Raw genomic sequence first — 20,812 nt, 5'->3', positions numbered from 1 at the left:
CAAAAAACTTCCGCCCAAAAGACGGAAGTTTTTTTATACCGTTAAAAATAAATCGTATTTATTAATGGGCTTCTAACCAGTTGTCTCCCACTCCAATTTCCACCAATAACGGTACCTGTGTCTTTAAGGCACTTTCCATTTCTGTTTTGATCAGTTTTGAAGCGGCATCAATCTCATCTACAGGAGATTCGAATATCAATTCGTCATGTACCTGAAGCAGCATTTTTGTTTTTAGCTGTTGTTCACTGATTTCCCTGTCTATTTTGATCATGGCAAGCTTCACAACATCTGCGGCACTTCCCTGAACCGGTGCATTTACGGCATTCCTTTCCGCATGACCTCTTACCACGAAATTGTTAGAATTGATATCTTTCAAATGACGTTTTCTTCCTAAAATAGTTTCTACATACCCTAGCTGGCGTGCTTTGTTCACCTGCTCTGCCATATATTCTTTCAGTTTCGGATAGGTTTCGAAATAGGCTTCAATCATCTGCTTGGCTTCTGTACGGGATAGTCCGGTTTGTTCAGCCAAAGCAAAAGCTCCTTGTCCGTAGATAATCCCGAAGTTTACGGTCTTAGCCTGACTTCTCTGAGTTTTTGAAACCTCATCCAAAGGAATTTTAAAGAGTTTCGCAGCTGTGGAAGCGTGGATATCTTCCCCATCCTGGAAAGCTTTGATCATATTATCTTCTCCTGAAATTTCAGCAATCAAACGAAGTTCAATTTGAGAATAATCGGCAGAAATAATCTTTTTCCCTTCGCCGGAAACAAACGCTCCACGAATCTGCTGTCCTCTCACCGTACGGATCGGAATATTCTGCAGGTTCGGATTTACACTCGCTAAACGGCCTGTAGCAGCAGTAGTCTGCGAGAAATTAGTATGTACTCTGTTATCTTCTTTGTCAATCTGTGAAGGTAAAGCGTCTACATAGGTTGATTTTAATTTCTGATACGTTCTGTATTCAAGAATATATTTGATGATCTCATGCTTTAAAGCTAACTTCTGAAGAACATCTTCTGAAGTTGCATATTGTCCTGTTTTTGTTTTCTTAGCTTTCGGATCCAATTGTAATTTTTCAAACAGAATTTCTCCCAGTTGTTTAGGGGAATTCATGTTGAATTCTTCTTCTGAAAGTTCAAAAATCTTCGTTTCCAGCTGTTTCAGATCGTTTTCAAGATCAACACTTTCCTGTGCCAGCCATTTTTCATCCAAAGAAATCCCTGCCAATTCCATTTTTGCTAAAACTTCCATCAGTGGCATTTCAATGTTAAAGAAAAGTTCCTCCAGATTTTCTTTTTTCAGCTGTGGTGCAAAAAGTTCATACAACTGGAAAGTTACATCGGCATCTTCTGCAGCATAATCTGTCTGTGTTCTCACATCTGCATCTCTGAAGCTGCCTTGTTTCTTACCTTTCTTCCCAATAATTGTTTCAATAGATACCGGTTTGTAGTTCAGGTACACTTCTGAAAGGTAGTCCATCCCGTGTCTTCCGTCCGGATTCAGCAGGTAGTGGGCAATCATGGTATCAAACATTGCTCCTTTCACAGTGATGTCGTATTGTTTTAAAACTTTATAATCGTATTTAAGATTGTGAGCAATTTTCAACAGGTCATCTTTTTCGAAAAACGGTCTGAAAATCTCCAATGTCTGCAGTACTTCCTCTCTCTTTTCAGAAAGAGGAATGTAATAGGCAAGTCCTTTTTTATAAGAGAAACTCATTCCTACCAATTCTGCTTCCAGTTCATTTAATGAGGTTGTTTCTGTATCAAAACAAACTACCTTTTGCTGTAATAAATTATCTACTAATTTTTTTTGAGCCTTAGGATTGTCAATATACTGATAAAGATGATCATTATTCTCAATGGTAGATTTTGTAGAAGTAGCCTGTTCCAATTCTTCAAAATTGGCAAAAAGATCAAGCTGCATTACCTGTCCCTTTACTTCAGCTACTGCAGGAGCCTGCTTCTCTTTTGCTTCTGCTTCTACCGCTACAGTTTGGGTGGTGGCAGGAGCAAAAGCTCTGTAAAGATTTTCGTACAGTCTTCTAAATTCTATTTCATCAAAAACCTCTTTTACTTTTTCAAAATCCGGAGTTTCAAGGTCGTATTGTTCCTGATGGAATTCTACAGGAGCATCACAGATAATGGTTGCTAATTTTTTAGACAAAATACCACGTTCTGCGGAAGCTTCTACTTTTTCCTTCAGCTTTCCTTTCAGTTTATCTGTATTGGCCAATAAAGTTTCGATGTTTCCGAATTCTTTCAGAAATTTCATCGCCGTTTTCTCCCCTACTCCTTCCAGGCCGGGAATATTATCCACCGCATCTCCCATCATAGCAAGGAAATCAATAACCTGTTTCGGGTCTTCAATTTCGTATTTTGCTTTTACCTCATCTACTCCAAGAATCTCGATATCCCCACCTTTTAATCCTGGTTTATAAATTTTAATTTTATCGGTAACCAGCTGTGCAAAATCTTTATCCGGAGTTACCATGAAAGTGGTATAGCCCTCTTTCTCTGCTTTGCATGCAATAGTCCCAATAATATCATCAGCTTCATATCCTTCTACACCCAGGCGTGGAATATGCATTGCTTCCAGAATTTTATGGATGTATGGAACCGCAATTTTGATCGCTTCAGGAGTTTCACTTCTATTGGCTTTGTATTCTGAATAATCATCAGTTCTTACACTCGCCTGCCCTACATCAAAAACGACTGCCAGATGGGTAGGCTTTTCTCTTCTGATCAGTTCGATTAAAGAGTTGGTAAAACCAAAGATGGCAGAAGTATCCAGTCCTTTGCTGGTAAGCCTTGGATTCCTGATTAATGCGTAGTATCCTCTGAAAATCATCGCATAGGCATCGATGAGAAACAGCCTTTTATCTTTTGTTGCGTCCATATTTTGAATAATGAACAAATATATGAAAATAGGAGTAAAAGTTGGCAGTTTGGAGAAGGGATTCGGGATATTGAATTGTGGGATACGGGATATGAGTTGCGCGGTTTCGGGATGCGGGGTTGAGAGATAAGGAGACTGCTTTTTAGTGACTACTTTTTATAAAAACAAAACAGCATACCAAAAGGTATACTGTTTCTTTTTTATTTAAGTTGTATTGGATTATTTACCTGCTGAAGGCCATAGTCCAGCGAATTGAGAAGTACCGTAGTCGATGGTTTCAGCACTTATTACGAAGCTGATCAGCATACTGTTGCTATCTACTGCATCGAAGTCTACCTCATGCTGGATAACATATCCGTTTTCCCATTTCAAAGTAATTAATGTTCCTTCTTCGTGAGATTTGTTGAAAACAATTTCTCCTACAGTCGGCTTATATTTACCGTTTAATAAGCTTTCAAGGATGTCTGACTTTTCAGTAGCTTCTACTGTAACCTTGATTAATGCATTAGAAGGATCTGATGCTACACGTCCTGAAACATCTGTAGATCTTGATACGCTGTAGTTCATTTTTAACAGTTTCTGTCCTTCACCGTTGTTGAATTTTAAGATTCCTCTTGAGTTTCTTTCTGCCATGATTGTAAATTTTTAATCGTTAGTAATAAATTGTAATTCAATAATTATATAACAAAGATAGCCTCCTTGATTTTGAAAAAAAAGCTTTTAAATGGAAATCTGAAAAAGTGTAGTAGTTCTACGATTTCATGTCGTAATTCTACGACAAAAGATTTAAAATAAAACATAATGTACTATAAATAAATATTTTAAATCTTCATATTAATTCATAAAAACCCACTAATTATTACACTACAAAGAGAAATAACATATTAAAAAAGCATTATAAAAGAAAACAAAAAGTCAATAATTTTTCACAGTTCAATTGAACAGGTTGGGATATCATAAAAAAACAGAACAGTATACCCAAATGAGTGTACTGTTCTGTACCAATTTTATTTTTACTAAGATGATGAATAGGCTTATTTACCTGCTGAAGGCCATAGCCCAGCGAACTGAGAAGTACCGTAATCGATAGTTTCAGCACTTATTACGAAGCTGATCAGCATACTGTTGCTGTCAATAGCATCAAAGTCTACTTCGTGTTGGATTACATATCCATTCTCCCATTTTAAGGTGATTAATGTTCCTTCTTCGTGGGATTTGTTGAATGTGATTTCTCCTACAGTCGGTTTGTATTTACCGTTTAACAAGCTTTCAAGGATGTCTGATTTTTCAGTAGCTTCTACTGTTACTTTGATTAATGCATTAGAAGGATCTGATGCTACACGTCCTGAAACGTCTGTAGATCTGGATACGCTGTAATTCATTTTTAACAGCTTCTGTCCTTCACCATTGTTGAATTTTAAGATTCCTCTTGAATTTCTTTCTGCCATGATTGTAAATTTTGATCGTTATTATTTTGTGATTCGGTGATTCTATAGCAAAGATAGAGGCTCTTTTCTGCTAAAAAAAGCTTTTGAATGGAAATCTGAAAAATTGTAGTAATTCTACGATTTCTTGTCGTAATTCTACGACAATGGATTTAACAAACCTATTGAAAATATGATTGATAAACGATTTTATCTCATTGAAAAAGAACAATAAAAACAATAATTTTCCACTAAAATGAGAAATATTAAGATTTCTTTAGTATAAAATTAGTATGCTTTAACAAAATCTCAAATACCAGAAAACATTGCAGAGTTATACTGTAAAAAGGAAGAATCTCTGAGAGATTCTTCCTTTTAATATTTTAATTCAATTTATTTTCTTTAGGCTTGGTATAGAAACATTAGAATTGTTCAACAATCATAGCTTCTTTTGTCACTCCACTAACTGATATTAAATTTCCTTCGAAACGATAAGTTGTTCCATCAGTAGTATCATATATTCTAAATATATTCAATTCATTTACTGTTCCCACATTTGTACTTCCATAAATATTAGTCCAAGTTCCTGAAGCTAATGTTCCCGAACCTGTAGAAATACTGTATGCTGTAGGAGTCCAGTATTCAATAACGAATACTGACAAAGGTCTAGTTCCAGAGCCCAAAAATTTAATTTGCCAACTTTGCCCAGTTGAAGTTCCATTATATCTAAAACTATATAATCCATTTTGAGTAGTTAATTCAACACTGCTATTAGCTGTAACTAATTTTTGTTTAACAACCGAAACTCCTACACTTGCAGAATTCACATCTATAACATTTCCGTTTGCATCTGTACCAATATAAGAAGCAGCGGGCAGATTAGTCAATTTAAGACCGGAAGTTCCTGCTGTACTTGAAACGATTTCCAATTTATTAGTTGGACTAACGGTTCCAATTCCTGCATTGCCTGCAGATGTCACCACAAAATCATTAGCCTGCTGAGAGACTGTAGGAACTCCCGTAGAGGCATTGTCTTTTGCTCCGTCAATATGAAAAGAGCCTTGTGGATTAGTTGTATTAATACCAACTTGGGAAAATACACTAACGAAAGACAACAATGCTAAGATTGTAAAGTTTTTTTTTGTCATTTTATTATGTTTTTATATTTTAAAATTGATCAAGGAATCACAGGATCTCTTTTTCGGATACAAAGTTATGCTCCGTCTCAAAGCAAAAAAAAAATCAAATACTACATAAATACTACATGATATTACATGGGTATTACATAGATATTATATTGGTATTACACAAGCATTATATACGGCTTAATAATGTATCATCGATTGAAAATAATAAAATGGTATTGAATATAAATTTTCAGAAAAAAAACTACATGTTATTTGAAAATTAATACAATTAGAATGAGAACTTAGAAAAAAAATGAGAATTTGATTATATATAATCCTATAATAAATTCAATTGAAATACTATTTTTATTTTAATCTGAGATTATTTTACTGTTGAGTCTGTGTATTTACTCCTTCTTTTATGGAACGAACCAATATCTTATTTTTTCTAAGCAGAAAATCAGGCATCAGATCAACAGGGAGATAGAAAGAACTTTCACCTTTTTTCTGCAGTTCTTCCACAATTCCGGGATTCCAGGCAAGGATTTTAACTCAATGAAAAAAGAATAACAAAATGAGATTTTTAAACATAAATTAATCTTTCACCCAAATTCAAAAAAAGAAAAACATTACTAAATTCTCATACTAAAAAAGGAAGAATCTCTGAGAGGTTCTTCCTTTTTGTACTATTATTTAATTCATTTCCTTAGGCTTAATATAGAAACATTAGAATTGTTCAACAATCATAGCTTCGTTTACTACAACTGGAGCTGTGCCCACATTAATTAAATTTCCTTCGAAACGATAAGTCGTCCCATCAGCAGGATCGTATATTCTAAAGATATTCAATTCATTGGCCGTTCCCACAGTGCTACCTCCAGAAATATTATACCAGCCACCCGTTCCTCCGCCTGCTGTTATTGTTCCGCTACCTGTATTGACAGAATATGATGTTGGGGCCCAGTATTCAAGAATAAATGTTGAAACATCTCGACTTCCAGAACCGTTATATTTAAATTGCCAAAAACCTCCGGCTGTACTTCCACTATATCTAAAAGAATATAATCCATTTTGACTCGTCACTACCACAGTGTTACTCGCTGGAGTTAATTTTTGTTTAGTAACTGCAACTCCTACACTTGCAGAATTAACATTAATAACATTTCCACTTGAATCAGTACCAAGATACCCGGCAGAAGGCAAATTAGTCAGTTTAAGACCGGAAGTTCCTGCTGTACCTGAAACGATTTCCAATTTATTAGTCGGACTAACAGTTCCAATTCCTACGTTGCCTGCAGATGTCACCACAAAATCATTAGCCTGCTGAGAGACTGTAGGAGCACCCGTAGAGGCATTGTCTTTTGCTCCGTCAACATGAAAAGTGCCTTGTGGATTAGTTGTATTAATACCGACTTGCGAAAATACACTCACAAAACACAATAGTGCTAAGATTGTAAAGTTTTTTTTTTTTCATTTTGTTATGTTTTATATTTTAAATTGATCAAGGAATCACAGGATCTCTTTTTCGGATACAAAGTTATGTTCCATCTCAAAACATAAAGAAGAACTAGGTAGTACGCTGGTAATACCTGGTGAAAAACAAGGTATTACACAGATATTACATTGGCATCAAATACAGCTTAATAACGCCTCATAGATTGAAAATAATAAAATGAAATTGAATTTAAATTTTCAGGAAAAAAATATATATTATTTGAAAATTAATACAACCTGAATGAGAATTTAGAAAAAATGAGAATTTGATCATATACAATCCTATAATAAATTCAATTGAAATATGATTTCTTTACTATAAAAATGGCAACCAGTTAAAAACTGATTGCCATTTTTATTTTAATCTGAGATTATTTTACTGTTGAGTCTGTGTATTTACTCCTTCTTTTATGGAACGAACCAATATCTTATTTTTTCTAAGCAGAAAATCAGGCATCAGATCAACAGGAAGATAGAAAGAACTTTCACCTTTTTTCTGCAGTTCTTCTACAATTCCGGGATTCCAGGCAAGGATTTTATCTACGTCTATATTCAGTTCATCTGCTACAACTTTTAAGCTGAAACCGGCATTGATCTCTGTTTCGGAAAGAGCTGCCTGAGTTGTTTTTCTGTCTCCTTCAAAGAAAACTTTATTGATTCTTGATGAATTATAGTTATTTAATACACTCTGAAGTTCTCCTGTTGCATAGCATGCATTAAGGTATTTCTTCACATGATTAATGGTTTCTAAGGGAAGGTATTTGGAAAACTCATGGTATTGAGACGAACCTGCAGCCTGCATTGCTTTGGCAATATTTCCTTCACCACAGTTATAAGCAGCTACTACGGTTACCCAGTTATTATATTTTTTATACAGATTACTTAAAGAAATAGCAGCTGTTTTTGTGCTTTTATAAAGATCTGTACGTCCCTGTTCTGTAAGTCCGTACTGGTTGGCATGCGCTGTCATAAACTGCCAGACTCCAACAGCACCGGCTCCGGAGGTAATATTCCTGTCAAAATGGGATTCTATGAGTGCCAAGTTTCTCAAATGTTTGGGAAGTCCTTTCTGAAGCAGCAGCTGTTCAATAAATTCTACCAGATCTTTATTGGCATTAATGATGCCTTTATACTTTTTCACACTGCTTTCCGAGGTGTCGGAGGCGGCAAGAAACTGTCCGTTTATCAAGATAACGGATCCTAATAATAGAAAACCTGTAAAGATATTTCTGACAATTGTTTTCATTGTAATTTTATTTGTGAGCAAAAAGACAAATTTGCAGATCTGCCTTTTCTCTTCATCATTAATCTACTTTCCAGCTAATTTTATCTTCTTCTTTATTCCAATCTACATGAATGGTCTGACCGGATTTTACTTCTTCTCTGACGATCATTTTGGATATAGGCCTGGCAAGTTGTGCACGAATTACCCCAGAGATCTGCCTTGCCCCATACTTACTGCTGAATCCGCCTAATGCAAGATTTCTTACGGCATCATCACTTATTTTCAGGGCAATTCCTAATCTAGTTAATGAAGTATGAAGGGATTTCAACTGAATATTAAAGATTCTTTCTGCAATGGATTCTGTGATTGGGGCAAAAGGAATAATTTCTGTAATTCTCGCTAAGAATTCTGGTCTGAATCGTCCTGAATTTGACATAATCTGCATCAGTGAAGATGATTCCGGAATTTTTCCTTCTTCAAACTGTTTTACAATTTCTTCACTTCCAATGTTGGAGGTAAACAGAATCAATGCGTTGCTGAAGTCTCCCTCTTTACCTAATTTGTCATGAACTTTTCCTTCGTCCATAATTTGAAGAAAAACGTCAAAGACAGAATGGTGAGCCTTTTCAATTTCGTCAAATAAAACAACGGTATAAGGCTGTTGTCTGATTTTATTAACAAGCATACCTCCCTCTTCGTATCCCACATATCCCGGAGGCGCTCCGTATAGCAATGCTGCGGAATGTTCTTCTTTGAATTCCGACATATCAAAGCGTACCATTGCCTTTTCATCGTTGAAAAGTAATTCTGCCATTGATTTTGCCAGCTCTGTTTTACCGGTTCCGGTAGGTCCCAGAAGGAAGAAAGATCCGATAGGCTGTCCGGGTTTATTCAATCCGCTTCGGTTTTCAACAATAGCATCGGAAAGGATTTTTAATGCGTGGTCCTGTCCTACTACTCTGTTCAATAGAAGAGATTCCATATTCAGGAGTTTTTCTTTTTCCTGAGCCTGGATTTTCCCGATCGGAATATTGGTTTTTGCTGCCATTACAGCTGCAAGTTCCAGCCTATCTACTTTTTCTCTTTTCTTTGCAGCATGCTGTAAAAGTTCTGCATAAGTATCTTCAATGATTTTCTGAATCTGCTCTACCGGCATAGAATTGTCAATCGCAGGCTGCTCACTCAATGATCCCCATAGGATCGGGCTTATTTTGTCTCTTAGCAGGTTGTAAGTCCAGATCAGTTCATCAGCTTTATCTTTGCTGTCTGCATATTCTTCTGTTAAGATAGCATCGTAGCTTTCTTTCCAGCTATTTAATTCTTTTTCTGACAACTCATCAAGCATTTTGATGGCAGCCATTGTTCTGTCTAATAAGTCGATAGCCGCATCCGGCAATTTTTTACCTTTTGCATATCTTTTTGCCAGACGTACACATTCCGGAAGGGAAGTTTTTTCTACTTCGATACCGTGGTGTTTTTTGTAACCATCAAGAAGGACATCAATCATTTTCACGCACGTCTTTTCATCCGGCTCAAGGACAGTCAAAACTTCAAAACGACGGTTGAACGCCTGTTCTGGTTCTATAATTTTTCTGTATTCTTCCTGAGTTGTAGCTCCGATTACGGTAATTTCACCTCTGGCCAGCTCTGGTTTCAGGAGATTGGCAACGTTTCCGATGCTTCCTTTCGGGTCTAAAAGGGTATGAATTTCATCAATGAAAAGAATGGCTTTTTCAATTTTCTTGCATTCATTGATTACTTTTTTCAGGCGGTCTTCAATTTCACCTTTGTAAGAGGTTCCCGCTAATAGTGCTCCGGTATCCAGCTCTAAAAGGGTACCGTTTTTAAGCATTTCAGGGACGTTTCCTTTGATGATTTCCGTAGCAAATCCTTCTACCAAAGCTGTTTTCCCAACTCCTGGCTCTCCGATGATGATGACATTGGGTTTACTTCTTCGGCAAAGAATTTCAACCAGCATTCTGAGTTCTTTATCTCTACCAATAATATTTTCGATATCTCCTTTTCTTGCCTGTGCTGTTCTGTCTACACAATAGCTTTTGATGGAAGGAAATGAACTGTCTGAATAGTCTGAACCATTATTTGAAAATAAGGATGAAAAATCACCGTCTTCAGAAACGGTAAATGGTGTATCTTTTCTGTACAGGTTGAAGATCTCATGTTCTCTCAACGGAAGTGACTTCAGCTGTTGAAGTGAGAATACCACCTGTGGTTTTACAATAGCTGTAAGGATACAGATAGGAGTAATCTCGTCCAATCCTAATTTTAAACGGATATCATCAGCTTCTTCAATAAGAGTATCTATCGCATTATCCTGTCCTACTTCATCGGGAAGATGGTTGGTTTTTGGATATTCTTCAATGCGGACGTCTGCCCATTCGTAGAAATAGCCGGGATCTTTATCTATACTTTTCAGGAATTCATTGAGTCCGATATCTTTATGCATCAGAGCCTGCAAAATGTGCGGCCCTCCATAAGTTCCATTATAGTTTTCTTTCGCTATCGACTGAGCAATGTGAAATAGCTGCTTTACGGTTTCATTGGTTACTAGTACTCCCATTTATAATTTTCTTATATTAATATATTTGCGTTCTGTTATAGTGTCTTCAGATTTGATGATTTTAATCTCAGTTTTTATCCTTTTTACCAAGGAATCAAAACTTATTTTTTTCGTGTAGCTAAAATTAACTATTTTATTCTAAATGATATAAAGATAGTTAATTCTTCAATTAGAGAAGTAGCAACCGTATTTTTTTGCTTTTAAGCATGATTGCAGAGCATTCATTTGCTACCCAATTGTTACTCTAGCCTCTATTTTCTTTTAAATATTCAAAAAAAATAATAAAAGCAAACTGAACCATTGAAGCCCTATGTAGATATAGAATAACATGGTTGACGGTTCTGCTAGTTCGTATAATTTCTCAATCAAGGTATTTTTAATAATTTCTGAGAAGTCTGCGTTTTCATCTCCCAGATTCAGTTCATCAAATTTTATTTTGCCGAGGGCATATCCTATTATTTTTTTGAGTATTTTATTTTCTGAACTGTTTTTAAACTCATTCAGAAGTTTTACTTTAGCTATTGCAAAATCTGCACTTGTCCGGATTACCGTTGGCTGTTTCGCTTTAAATACTGATATAACTTTATCAATAAAAGGAACCACAATAGTTTTTGAATGGTCCTGAAGCAGTTTATTAATCACTACAGACATCGCATATTTTGTAGCAAAAACAAATGTAAAAAACGGAGCAATAATAATCAGCAGATAGAAAAGGCTTGCTGAAAGAGGTTTAGCAGTAATAGTAGTTATCAAAAATCCTCCAGCACCACTGTGCCCTAAAGACGGCACCAGCTTTTCTGATAAAATATAGATTCCCAGGACGAGTACAATAATTGTTGAAATGACTCCAATCGCATAGATTTTCAATATATTGATGATGAAGGCTGCAGACAGTTTGGAAAGGTATTTCAGGTGATCTGTGATTTTGTTCATGAATGTTTCGAGGTTACTTAGTTTATTTTTCTTTATCTATACAATATGATTATGGGTTATAAAAGTTTTTTTTTCTAGAGTTCATTTATAATTCTTTAAAAAAGCGATTATACCAGTCAAAATAATGTTCATTTTTTAAAACTTTTTCAGAACTGTCATCCACGAGAATTACAACTCGTTCACATTTTTTATCATCAGGATTATCATCATGACCTTTATTCAGGCCTATCTGCCAATATTTTTTTCCATCATTTTCTTTTCTCCATATTTTCACATATTGTTTGTTCCACTGTTGATCAGTATTAATTACAGCATTTGCTGAGACATCAATTCTATAATTATATTTTTGAATATATTTTTTTGCAATTTCTATAACAGCTTCAAAAGAAGTCTTCCAACCTTCATCAAAATTAGTTGTTTTAGTGAGTTTTCCATTTTCATCAAACTCATACATTAGCCCATAATCTCCTTTGGAAGTTTTATTATAAATTCTTTTTAGCTTTATATTACCGTTTGGATAGTATTCTTTATAAAAGTCAAACCATCCTTTCAGTAATAATGTTCTTTGACTATAACTCAATCCTACGGTTCCGATAGTTGTTTGTGTACTACCATCACTTAGTATTTCAGTCATATCAACATCAAATTTTGAAGAATATGGTTCAACAAGACCTTGTGCTTTTTTAGTCTCCAATAATCTGGGGTTATTAATGTTTAATGTTTCAGTTATTGAGTCCATAGGTGTGGCATATTTATTTTTATTCAAGGTTTCTTTTTGTGCATCGCATTGATAGAATATAAAGCATAGAAAGAAACAGTATATTAATTGGGTGTATATTCTCATTATTTTATTTATTTTAAAATAAATTCGTAGGCTTTTATGCTGTCAATTTTTTCATCAGAAAAAAAATAATCCATTTTTTTTCTTTTTTTGTCTTTCCAATTTGTTTGCATTACATATATTCTCATTTTTTTACTACTATAAACAGCATACCTAATTTGTAATAATTCTTTTTCTTTAAGTAATCGTTGAGATTTCGCCTGATTAAAGCTGATTACTTTATTTTGTATGAAATAATATAGTGGATTATAAGGTTCAGACCATAAGACCGTTATATGTAAACCTTTCAACATCCTATTTAATTTTTTATTTTCAATTGTTTTACCATCATTAATATTCCCAAAATAGGATTGATTATCTAATATTTCTTGAACATCTTGCCCACATAACAAATGAGAAGCTTTAAATTTCGTTGCCGACTGAACAATGACAGTATCATTTTTAGATAAAATACCAGTCCTAACAATATTTTTTTCCAACTGTCTATATGTTGAACAATTTATAGTAAAGATAAACGGAAGAAAAAAAACAGATTGTTTAGAGTATTTAATTATTTGTTCTCTCATCATTCTGTTAATAAATTAAAATTTCTCAATTTATCCCATTGCCATTTCCAAGTGGAATATTTATCTTTATTGTCTAAATGAGCATAATCCATAACGTTTTCTGTCTTTTTATATTTAAAAAGGTAAGGGGTTATTGCAGATATGCTCTCTTGTATCCCAAATGAATGTCCTAATGCAATAGCATGCATCGCCTCGTGGGCTATATCAGAATCTGTGATTCCGGAAAACATAGTTCCTCGTCCGGCCCCAATAGGAGTTCCAATACCTCCCACACCTATTGTAGTTCCATTATGAATTAAATAAGCTGTTTCAGAAAAGAAATAAAGCCGCAAAAATTTATCATATTTACCTGTTCCATCTGCTTTACCATCACTTCCAAAATTTGGGAACATAGCTTTTAACTTTTCATCTAAGTAATCATATAGTGATTTACCTCTAATATTTCCAGCAACATTAATTCCACTTCCATTACTTATGGAAGATAACGATAAATCTGTATTTGGTGTACTATCAATATTTGTTAGGATATTTAAATCCTCTTCAACTATATTTGTTTTAATTAGAGATTGCTTTAAATAATTTTCTAACTCAGTTTTACCTTTTATTGAACCTTTATTTTCTCCATTTCCTATATTAGCTTTCACCCTAACACACACTACATTTAGCTTTTTCACTTTGTTATTATATAATTTTAAATAACCAGCCTCATTCCCATCACAAAAAACTTTTAAAATTTCAGAAGTGGTAATATCTTTTATTACTTTCAATTCTATTTCATCTTCTAATTTATAATTCTCATTTTTTTTGATTACAATTTTTGCATAATGTGTATTTTTTGTTGGATCACTTTTTTCATTTTCAATACCCTGTCCTAAACTTGTCGTGATCTCACATAATGTTTTATCGTAAGCAATTACCAATTCTGTCGGAAGTTTCTCCTTATCTTTTATATGTACTTTTAAAGATAGCTTGATTTTTTTATTTTTTTCAACACATATCCAAGAAGGATAATAATTAGTGGGTTTTCTATCCTTCAATAACCAGGGTATGCTATAAACAGGATTGCTATACTCTCTTTTAAGATCTGTAAATAAAGTAGGTAAGGTAGTAAATCTTGCAGAAGGGTCGGCTGATGGATATTTATCATATGTACCTACTAAATCTGAATATAAGTCATCACCAAATAAACCTGTATCCTTTATACGCATCCAATCAAAACCATATTCTTTTCCCTTCCAATTTCTCATGGGGCGAAAATGTACTACTGCATCTGCAGCAATATTGATTTCAGCCATAGGAGGTTTTTCAGGATTCCCTCCATAAAGAATTTCGGTATCACTATTTTCACTATATATGATACTTGCGTTTTCTATAATATCTGTTTCAGAATAATAACTAAGATTTCCTTCAACAGCCTCATATATTTTTCCTTTTACAATTCTTATCCTACTCATCTTAATTGTTTATATAATTAATGAGCTTTTCCTTTTTCACCACTCCTATTATCAATATTACTTTTTGCATGTTTATTGATAGAAGAATTTGTACTTGTTTCAATTCCTTCCTCACTATTAATCACTGTTTTCCCTTTTTTTGTTTCACTATGTACATCTCCTTCAATAATCTCTGTTAATTTTCCTGTAATAAAAGTACTCGCATTTCCAATTACTGATGTCAATTTCATTGCTCCAACAGATTCTGTGTTATTTAATCCTATACTATCAGACTTATTCATTCCCACTGTTGTCGTCATATTCTCCCCCACATTGATATTCATATTCTTACAGTTCAGCGTCATAGTTTCCGGTGCTGTGATATTAATATTACTTCCTGTGGTATCCAAATGAATTTCATTGCCACTCTTATCTGTAATAATGATGCTTTCATCTTCAGTGAAAACGATTCTGTGGCCACTTCTTGTTTGAATGGATTTTACACGGTTGTCTGCTCCTCCACCAAGACCAATTCCACCATGAAACATTCCTCCCATCACGAAAGGTCTGTCCGGATGGCTGTGTACGAAATTAACCATCACCTGATCTCCTATTTCAGGAATCGCTACATACCCACGATTTTGAGTAATCTGATCTGTTCCCCCAGCATCAGGACTCATTACTCTTACAAAATGCGTGGTATCATTCATCTGCCAGTCGAATCTCACCTGAACTCTTCCCTGCCCTTCCGGGTCAGTATTAGAAATTACAGTTGCGATCTGTGGCTGTGCTGATGGTATTGTAAATTCCGGTTTGGGAAGAAATCCCGTATCTGCTGCAATAGATTCAAAAGTTCCTGTATAGTGTCCGATGGTATCAATTTCGTGAACAGCTTCCGTTACCATTACTTTGGTAAAGTAAGAAGTTTCATTGCTATCCGGTTTTCTCATATGAATATCAACAATACATCCCGGATGCAGAAAAGGAACGCTTGTAGATCCGGAAACTGAAAACACATTGACAGCTTCACTTCCTGATGTACTTCTTTGCGAATGCTCTACATCCAGATGAGTAGTAGCTTTAATCGGGGCCATCTGAAGGGCCGGAGTTTTATATATTTTATCGTTATGACTGTATGATGTACGGGCAAGATCACTTAAATGATTTACCGGAGTTTCTCCTGAAGTCAGTTTTTCATTTTTACTGCTGTTGTAGCCATAATATTGAGGTCTGGTATGTACAGCTTTCAGTTCTACCCTTACATGATCTGCATTGCTTCCATAAAGGAGTTTTATAGGCTTATTCTGTGGCGGAAGCTTCCCGAAATGCAATACTTCGCCATCATAATAGAATTGTTCTCCATACGCTTCTGCCATTCTCGCCAGATAATTATAATGGGTTTCGTTATATTGGCTGCTGTAAATAATTTGTGAATAATCATTTGTATCTACTCTAATATCGAACCTTTCTTTATCAATTCCCTGTTTGATTACTTCTTCAGCAATGATTCCCATGTTAACAGATTGTCCGCCTCCAAAACTTTGGATATGAGGAGCCCCATCCAGCAAAATTGTGGGACTGTATCCGGAAAGTACGATATTTCCAAGGCTCATTTTTTCCTGACTGAATCCTACTTTTGTAATGATCCCCACAAAATTTCTCTCAGGACTTTTCTCAATATCCTTGTAAGAAATAATAGCAGTGAGGCGTTTTCCTAAAAATTTATTGGCTTCTTCAAGGGTATGGGTTTGTCTGTCTCCCAGCGCATCGTGAGCAAGGGTAAGACTGAATTCGTGATGATGACTTGCTTTTTGTTTAAGAGTAAAATGTTTATAGTATTTAATAATTTTTCCCTCCACAACCAGTGACAATTTTACCAGCCGGTTGATCCCTGCATGATGATTCTCGGATATTCCGTCTGCATTCTGTGATGGACGGAAAAAAGATCCTTTTGTCTTTGATTCGGTTTTCATATTCTTTGTGTTTGTGTTTGGTCTTTGAAGATAACAATATTTTATATAACAGACATTATACAAATAGGTTATACAATAAAATTCTCATGATAGTGTTTCATCCAGGCAAAAAAAGACCGCCATAAATAGGGACAGTCTTTTTTCTTATGAATGTTGATAATGTGTATAAATTTAGCTGGTTGGCCAAAGTCCTGCGAACTGAGAAGTACCATAGTCAATAGTCTCTGCACTTACTACAAAACTGATCAGCATACTGTCACTATCAATGGCATCGAAATCAACCTGATGCTGAATTACGTATCCGTTCTCCCATTTCAAAGTGATCAGTGTTCCTTCTTCGTGAGATTTATTGAATGTAATTTCTCCTACTGTTGGCTTGTATTTACCATTTAACAAGCTTTCCAGGATATCAGATTTTTCAGTAGCTTCTACTGTAACCTTGATCAGTGCGTTAGAAGGGTCTGATGCTACACGTCCTGAAACGTCTGTAGATCTGGATACGCTGTAGTTCATTTTTAACAGCTTTTGTCCTTCGCCATTGTTGAATTTTAAGATTCCTCTTGAATTTCTTTCGGCCATGATTAATAAATTTTAATCGTTAGTAATATTTTGTGATTCGGTGATTGTAGAACAAATATAGAGGCTCTTTTCCGCTAAAAAAAACTTTTCAGCACAAATCTGAAAAATTGTAGTAGTTCTACGACTTCTTGTCGTAATTCTACGATAATGGATTTAAGAACAACTTCATAACATCCATCAATAAAGCATTTTAAATTAAATCTCCTTTTTAAGATAAAAAATATTTTTACACTGTGGGGAGAAATAATTCGATTATGAGGTATGGTGTTGGAGGGTTTGAGAGTTGGAGGGTGAAAGGTTTTGAAGGTTGGTTTGTTACAAAAAAAGCAGAAGTGTATACTTCTGCTTTTGATATCATAAAAGAATTCTTAATGCTTTGTATATTCCGGTTGTTCTGTCGGAATTCTTGATGGCGTAAAATATTCATTCAGCCAGTAAAAAGTCTGCCCGTTCTGCTGAATCTTTACAGCAGGATTATTTCTGTTGGCAAGCAATCTGTCTGCTAAATTTTTATAGTGGTGGAAATAATTCTTCACCGTCTCATTAGGAACGATTTTAGATTTTTTCCAGCCTTTCAGTTTATATTTAGCCATTAATTCTTCCTCAGAAAGATCGAATCCCGTACTCATCCCAATAGCGTAAGACATTGGCAATTCGTAAAGCGCTCCTTTATCTAAGAATTTTATGGTTGGATTATATTTCTTAAGCAGTTTCACATATTCTTTCACTGCTCTTGCCTGATTAAAGTCCGGACGATCTGCCTGAGTATTTTTGTAGACCTCAGTGTAGAAAGCTTTCAGGTTATCATATTCAGATTCAGAAATAAGAATTCCTTTTTCTATTCCCGGTGTAAAATCTTTCAGCTCTTTTGGAATATATCCTTTCACAAGGAACGGGCTTCCATAGTTAATCAGCTGTGCTGCAATTCCTGCAGAAACCGGATTGGTAAGTCCCGGATACAGATATTTATATTTCAAATCAACATCTGTTCTTCCTGCTCCTACTGAAGAATGGAAATATTCATTCAATGATTTATCAATAGTCTGATTGTCTAAGGTAACCTGAGAAATAAGACTGTCTACAGATTTTTTCAGGAACCCCGGAGTCGTAATATCCCCCTTTTTAGGGAAAATAACGAATCCCTGAGACATACTCTGTTTAGGATAAGCCAATGAGAAAAATCCTTCATCACCTTCCACCAAACTGAAATTATTCTTGGTTAAAACATCATTTTGGTTGATGATCTTTTGTTTTTTAAGTTCTGCAATGTTTTTGGCTGTATTGGTCACAATATTTTCTGCCATCAATACAAAATCATTATAGTTATCTGATGATCTTGCACTGGTCTGGAACATAATCAGCCTTGCCTGAGCCTGCGTTAATGAACTGATTACACTGTACATATTGCCGCTTTGATTAGCAGAAGTTCCTACCGTAACCACAATATTGGTTTCATCTGCAACATTGGAAAGAAGGTTTCCTGCAGCAGTAAGAGCCTCTCCTACCGGCTGATAGCCGTTATTGCTGGCGCAGTTCATTTCATTCGTTTTCTGATCAATAAACATTGTGATCTTGCTGTAATCTGAACTTAAGTTCGATACAGAAACGTTATTTCCGCAAGGGTTGTTTTTGTATAAAACCACTCCATATTTAACATTGCTGAAATAAGATGGCTTCTCGAATCTAAGCTGAAGATCCTGTAGTAATGATTTTACAATAGGTGCATAAGGTGTGTTGGCTGCACTTACGTCTAATGCAAAAACAATATTGATATTTTTATCTTTTTCTGTGATTTCTCTGTAACGGTCAAAATAAATAGGTTCTCCCAATACATTTGATACAAAGTTTTTGCTGTAATCTAAAATATTGGTAAAATATTTTGTTTTGGTATCCAGAGTAGGTGTTTCTTCCAGTGGAAGATTTATCGGGAAGATGTTCTCCAGCGGTGTTCTTTTGTTAACATCAGTAAGAAGAATAGCTGTTTTATTTTCTGCATCTGAAGCAGAACCACCAGGATGTCCTTCATGAATTCCTAGAGTGGTGTCTGTAATTCCTGTCGTATTTTTCAGTTTGATGGCGGAACGTTCTCCCCAGCTGGAAATCACATTGGAACTTACCCATCCGTACAGTCCTTTCCCAATGCTGTCTATATCAATGGAAGGTTTTTTACCTACTAAAAATCGTTTGTTATTTTCTGCCTGTTTGTAGACATATACAATTTGTCCGTTTGGAATTTTTACATTCGCAGCTTCGATAAGGCTTGGTGAGTTGAACACCATGATAGAGTCATTCTTATAGTATCTTTCAGCGCTTCTGATCACCTCGCTGTTGTTAGGTACTACTGCAACTCTTACAGGATAACCTGTTTTTTCGCTTTTCAGGGCATTGTTCCAAAGAAGGAGATCTGATTCCTGAATCCAGCCATATGTTTTGATTGATTTTGACGAAACCTTTTTCATTAAAGCATCAGGTACATATTCTGCTACCTTTACCATTCCGTCTCTATGTTTTAAAACCATTAAAGGCTCAAGAAATTTCACTTCTTTGTAAGATTTCTCGTCATCTTTATCCAAATAAGCCGTGTTTCTGGATCTGTCTGAAATAACGATCCATGGAACTGACTTTTTAGGATAACCGTTTACGACAGGGGAAGCATCCACCTGACCGTATTGTGACGGCTCCGGGGTTTTCTTTGACGGCAGCTTTACCTGGCAACTCGTCAATAATACTGATAACCCTATATAATATGCTGCTAGAGGAAATTTATTTTTCATCCTATTTTATCTTTAATGATTGGCGCATCCGTAAAACCGGATGATATTATTTGCTTTGATTGATTTCTACTTTAGTTACACAGTTTTGTGTATCATCCAGGTTTACTTTTACAGTCTGAATCACTGTATTTTTGTCAAACTGCAACCCTGCACAGTACATGTAGAAGTTATTCACTTTGCTGTCATTCACCTTTACAACGGTGTTTTCATTGTTACACAGATAGGTTTTCAACAGATAATTATAATGCATATTGAAGCTGTTTCCGTTCGCAATCTGCTGCAAGTGATATTTAAAATCGTTATCTACTTTTGCATAAGAATCTTCTACCGATACTTCCTCTTCAGCAAGAGCATCATAAGCAGGAAGAATTTTGATACGGTGGTAGATAGGCTCCTGAGTTTCTTCGGTATATAGAGTTACCACGTAATCCCCTGGTTTTTTATAAGAGTAGAAGGTAAACTTATCTTTAGAATCTGTATTTCCTGTTTCTCCGAATTTCCATGCAAACTGTTTTGCTTCAGAAACGGCGCGGAAAGGTACATTTTCATTTTGCATAGCCTGAGAAGCCGCTTCGATAGTAGTCGTACTTTTTGCTGTATCTTTTGCTTTCTGAACGCTTCTTGCGCTCACCATTACAGGGAAAGATTTCGTGTACTTATTGTCAACGATCAAACTTACCTGATAGTATCCCGGTTTATTATAGAAATGAATCCCGCTGTTTTTGTCTGAAGTTGTACCGTCTCCGAAATTCCATCTTTTGGTTTTTGCAAATTGGGTTTTATCTTCGAATAAAAGCGTGTCTCCTACCGCCAGTGAAGACGGATAAACCACCCCAACAATATCATCCGCAGAATGGATCACCTTTTTCTGCAGCCATAGTGCGACAAGTGCTGCAATGAGCAAAGTAGCAACTACACCAATAATAATGTTCTTTTTGTTCTTTTGAAAATAATTCATAGTTAGTA

Annotated in this window: 16 protein-coding genes; all 16 read right to left on the bottom strand. The window is 35.3% G+C overall.

All coding sequences use genetic code 11. The features are described from left to right. Positions 1-61: 61 nt before the first annotated feature. Entirely contained in the window at positions 62-2,899 is a 2,838-nt protein-coding gene (polA, locus tag ACM6F9_RS00565; protein WP_414843937.1) for a DNA polymerase I, read from the bottom strand. 219 nt (positions 2,900-3,118) lie between these two features. Next, complete coding sequence (tssD, locus tag ACM6F9_RS00560; protein WP_414843936.1) at positions 3,119-3,532, bottom strand: type VI secretion system tube protein TssD; 414 nt, start codon at positions 3,530-3,532, stop codon at positions 3,119-3,121. 401 nt (positions 3,533-3,933) lie between these two features. Then, positions 3,934-4,347: a type VI secretion system tube protein TssD gene (gene tssD, locus ACM6F9_RS00555; RefSeq protein WP_129041672.1), complete on the bottom strand. Its 414-nt coding sequence runs from the start codon at positions 4,345-4,347 to the stop codon at positions 3,934-3,936. Positions 4,348-4,745: 398 nt separating this feature from the next. Further along, the gene (locus ACM6F9_RS00550) at positions 4,746-5,438 is read right to left on the bottom strand and encodes a hypothetical protein (RefSeq protein WP_414843935.1); all 693 of its coding nucleotides are present in this window, start codon (positions 5,436-5,438) and stop codon (positions 4,746-4,748) included. Positions 5,439-5,837: 399 nt separating this feature from the next. Further along, positions 5,838-5,972, bottom strand: a complete 135-nt coding sequence (locus ACM6F9_RS00545) for a hypothetical protein (protein WP_414843934.1) — start codon at positions 5,970-5,972, stop codon at positions 5,838-5,840. Between the two features lie 204 nt (positions 5,973-6,176). Next, positions 6,177-6,881: a hypothetical protein gene (locus ACM6F9_RS00540; protein ID WP_414843933.1), complete on the bottom strand. Its 705-nt coding sequence runs from the start codon at positions 6,879-6,881 to the stop codon at positions 6,177-6,179. A gap of 439 nt (positions 6,882-7,320) precedes the next feature. Next, positions 7,321-8,190, bottom strand: a complete 870-nt coding sequence (locus ACM6F9_RS00535) for a lytic transglycosylase domain-containing protein (protein ID WP_414843932.1) — start codon at positions 8,188-8,190, stop codon at positions 7,321-7,323. Between the two features lie 58 nt (positions 8,191-8,248). After that, positions 8,249-10,747, bottom strand: a complete 2,499-nt coding sequence (locus ACM6F9_RS00530; RefSeq protein WP_414843931.1) for an ATP-dependent Clp protease ATP-binding subunit — start codon at positions 10,745-10,747, stop codon at positions 8,249-8,251. Positions 10,748-11,008: 261 nt separating this feature from the next. Next, a complete protein-coding gene (locus ACM6F9_RS00525; protein WP_414843930.1) occupies positions 11,009-11,680 on the bottom strand; it encodes a hypothetical protein in 672 nt (223 codons plus the stop codon). Positions 11,681-11,765: 85 nt separating this feature from the next. After that, complete coding sequence (locus ACM6F9_RS00520; protein ID WP_414843929.1) at positions 11,766-12,446, bottom strand: hypothetical protein; 681 nt, start codon at positions 12,444-12,446, stop codon at positions 11,766-11,768. 86 nt (positions 12,447-12,532) lie between these two features. Further along, positions 12,533-13,000, bottom strand: a complete 468-nt coding sequence (locus ACM6F9_RS00515; protein WP_414843928.1) for a hypothetical protein — start codon at positions 12,998-13,000, stop codon at positions 12,533-12,535. An 86-nt stretch (positions 13,001-13,086) separates the two neighbouring features. Beyond that, positions 13,087-14,541: a hypothetical protein gene (locus ACM6F9_RS00510; protein ID WP_414843927.1), complete on the bottom strand. Its 1,455-nt coding sequence runs from the start codon at positions 14,539-14,541 to the stop codon at positions 13,087-13,089. A gap of 17 nt (positions 14,542-14,558) precedes the next feature. Continuing rightward, positions 14,559-16,493 carry a type VI secretion system Vgr family protein gene (locus ACM6F9_RS00505; RefSeq protein ID WP_414843926.1) on the bottom strand — a complete coding sequence of 645 codons (1,935 nt, stop codon included), beginning with the start codon at positions 16,491-16,493 and terminating at the stop codon, positions 14,559-14,561. A 171-nt stretch (positions 16,494-16,664) separates the two neighbouring features. Beyond that, a complete protein-coding gene (gene tssD, locus ACM6F9_RS00500) occupies positions 16,665-17,072 on the bottom strand; it encodes a type VI secretion system tube protein TssD (protein WP_414843925.1) in 408 nt (135 codons plus the stop codon). 368 nt (positions 17,073-17,440) lie between these two features. Then, entirely contained in the window at positions 17,441-19,846 is a 2,406-nt protein-coding gene (gene tssR, locus ACM6F9_RS00495) for a type VI secretion system protein TssR domain-containing protein (RefSeq protein ID WP_414843924.1), read from the bottom strand. A gap of 46 nt (positions 19,847-19,892) precedes the next feature. Then, entirely contained in the window at positions 19,893-20,804 is a 912-nt protein-coding gene (locus ACM6F9_RS00490) for a PKD domain-containing protein (RefSeq protein ID WP_414843923.1), read from the bottom strand. Positions 20,805-20,812 lie beyond the last annotated feature (8 nt).

Origin of the sequence: Chryseobacterium sp. IT-36CA2 (genome assembly GCF_949767875.1) — a bacterium.
In the GTDB taxonomy this organism is placed as follows: Bacteria; Bacteroidota; Bacteroidia; order Flavobacteriales; family Weeksellaceae; genus Chryseobacterium.
Note: the sequence above shows the minus strand (reverse complement) of the source record. Positions and strands in the feature narration are given on the sequence as shown.

Excerpts from the sequence above, each read along its gene's own strand:
- tssD (WP_129041672.1), bottom strand. The coding sequence starts at position 4,347 with ATGGCAGAAAGAAATTCAAGAGGAATCTTAAAATTCAACAATGGTGAA.
- ACM6F9_RS00535 (WP_414843932.1), bottom strand. The coding sequence starts at position 8,190 with ATGAAAACAATTGTCAGAAATATCTTTACAGGTTTTCTATTATTAGGA.
- ACM6F9_RS00510 (WP_414843927.1), bottom strand. The coding sequence starts at position 14,541 with ATGAGTAGGATAAGAATTGTAAAAGGAAAAATATATGAGGCTGTTGAA.
- ACM6F9_RS00525 (WP_414843930.1), bottom strand. The coding sequence starts at position 11,680 with ATGAACAAAATCACAGATCACCTGAAATACCTTTCCAAACTGTCTGCA.
- ACM6F9_RS00505 (WP_414843926.1), bottom strand. The coding sequence starts at position 16,493 with ATGAAAACCGAATCAAAGACAAAAGGATCTTTTTTCCGTCCATCACAG.
- tssD (WP_414843925.1), bottom strand. The coding sequence starts at position 17,072 with ATGGCCGAAAGAAATTCAAGAGGAATCTTAAAATTCAACAATGGCGAA.
- polA (WP_414843937.1), bottom strand. The coding sequence starts at position 2,899 with ATGGACGCAACAAAAGATAAAAGGCTGTTTCTCATCGATGCCTATGCG.
- tssD (WP_414843936.1), bottom strand. The coding sequence starts at position 3,532 with ATGGCAGAAAGAAACTCAAGAGGAATCTTAAAATTCAACAACGGTGAA.
- tssR (WP_414843924.1), bottom strand. The coding sequence starts at position 19,846 with ATGAAAAATAAATTTCCTCTAGCAGCATATTATATAGGGTTATCAGTA.
- ACM6F9_RS00530 (WP_414843931.1), bottom strand. The coding sequence starts at position 10,747 with ATGGGAGTACTAGTAACCAATGAAACCGTAAAGCAGCTATTTCACATT.
- ACM6F9_RS00490 (WP_414843923.1), bottom strand. The coding sequence starts at position 20,804 with ATGAATTATTTTCAAAAGAACAAAAAGAACATTATTATTGGTGTAGTT.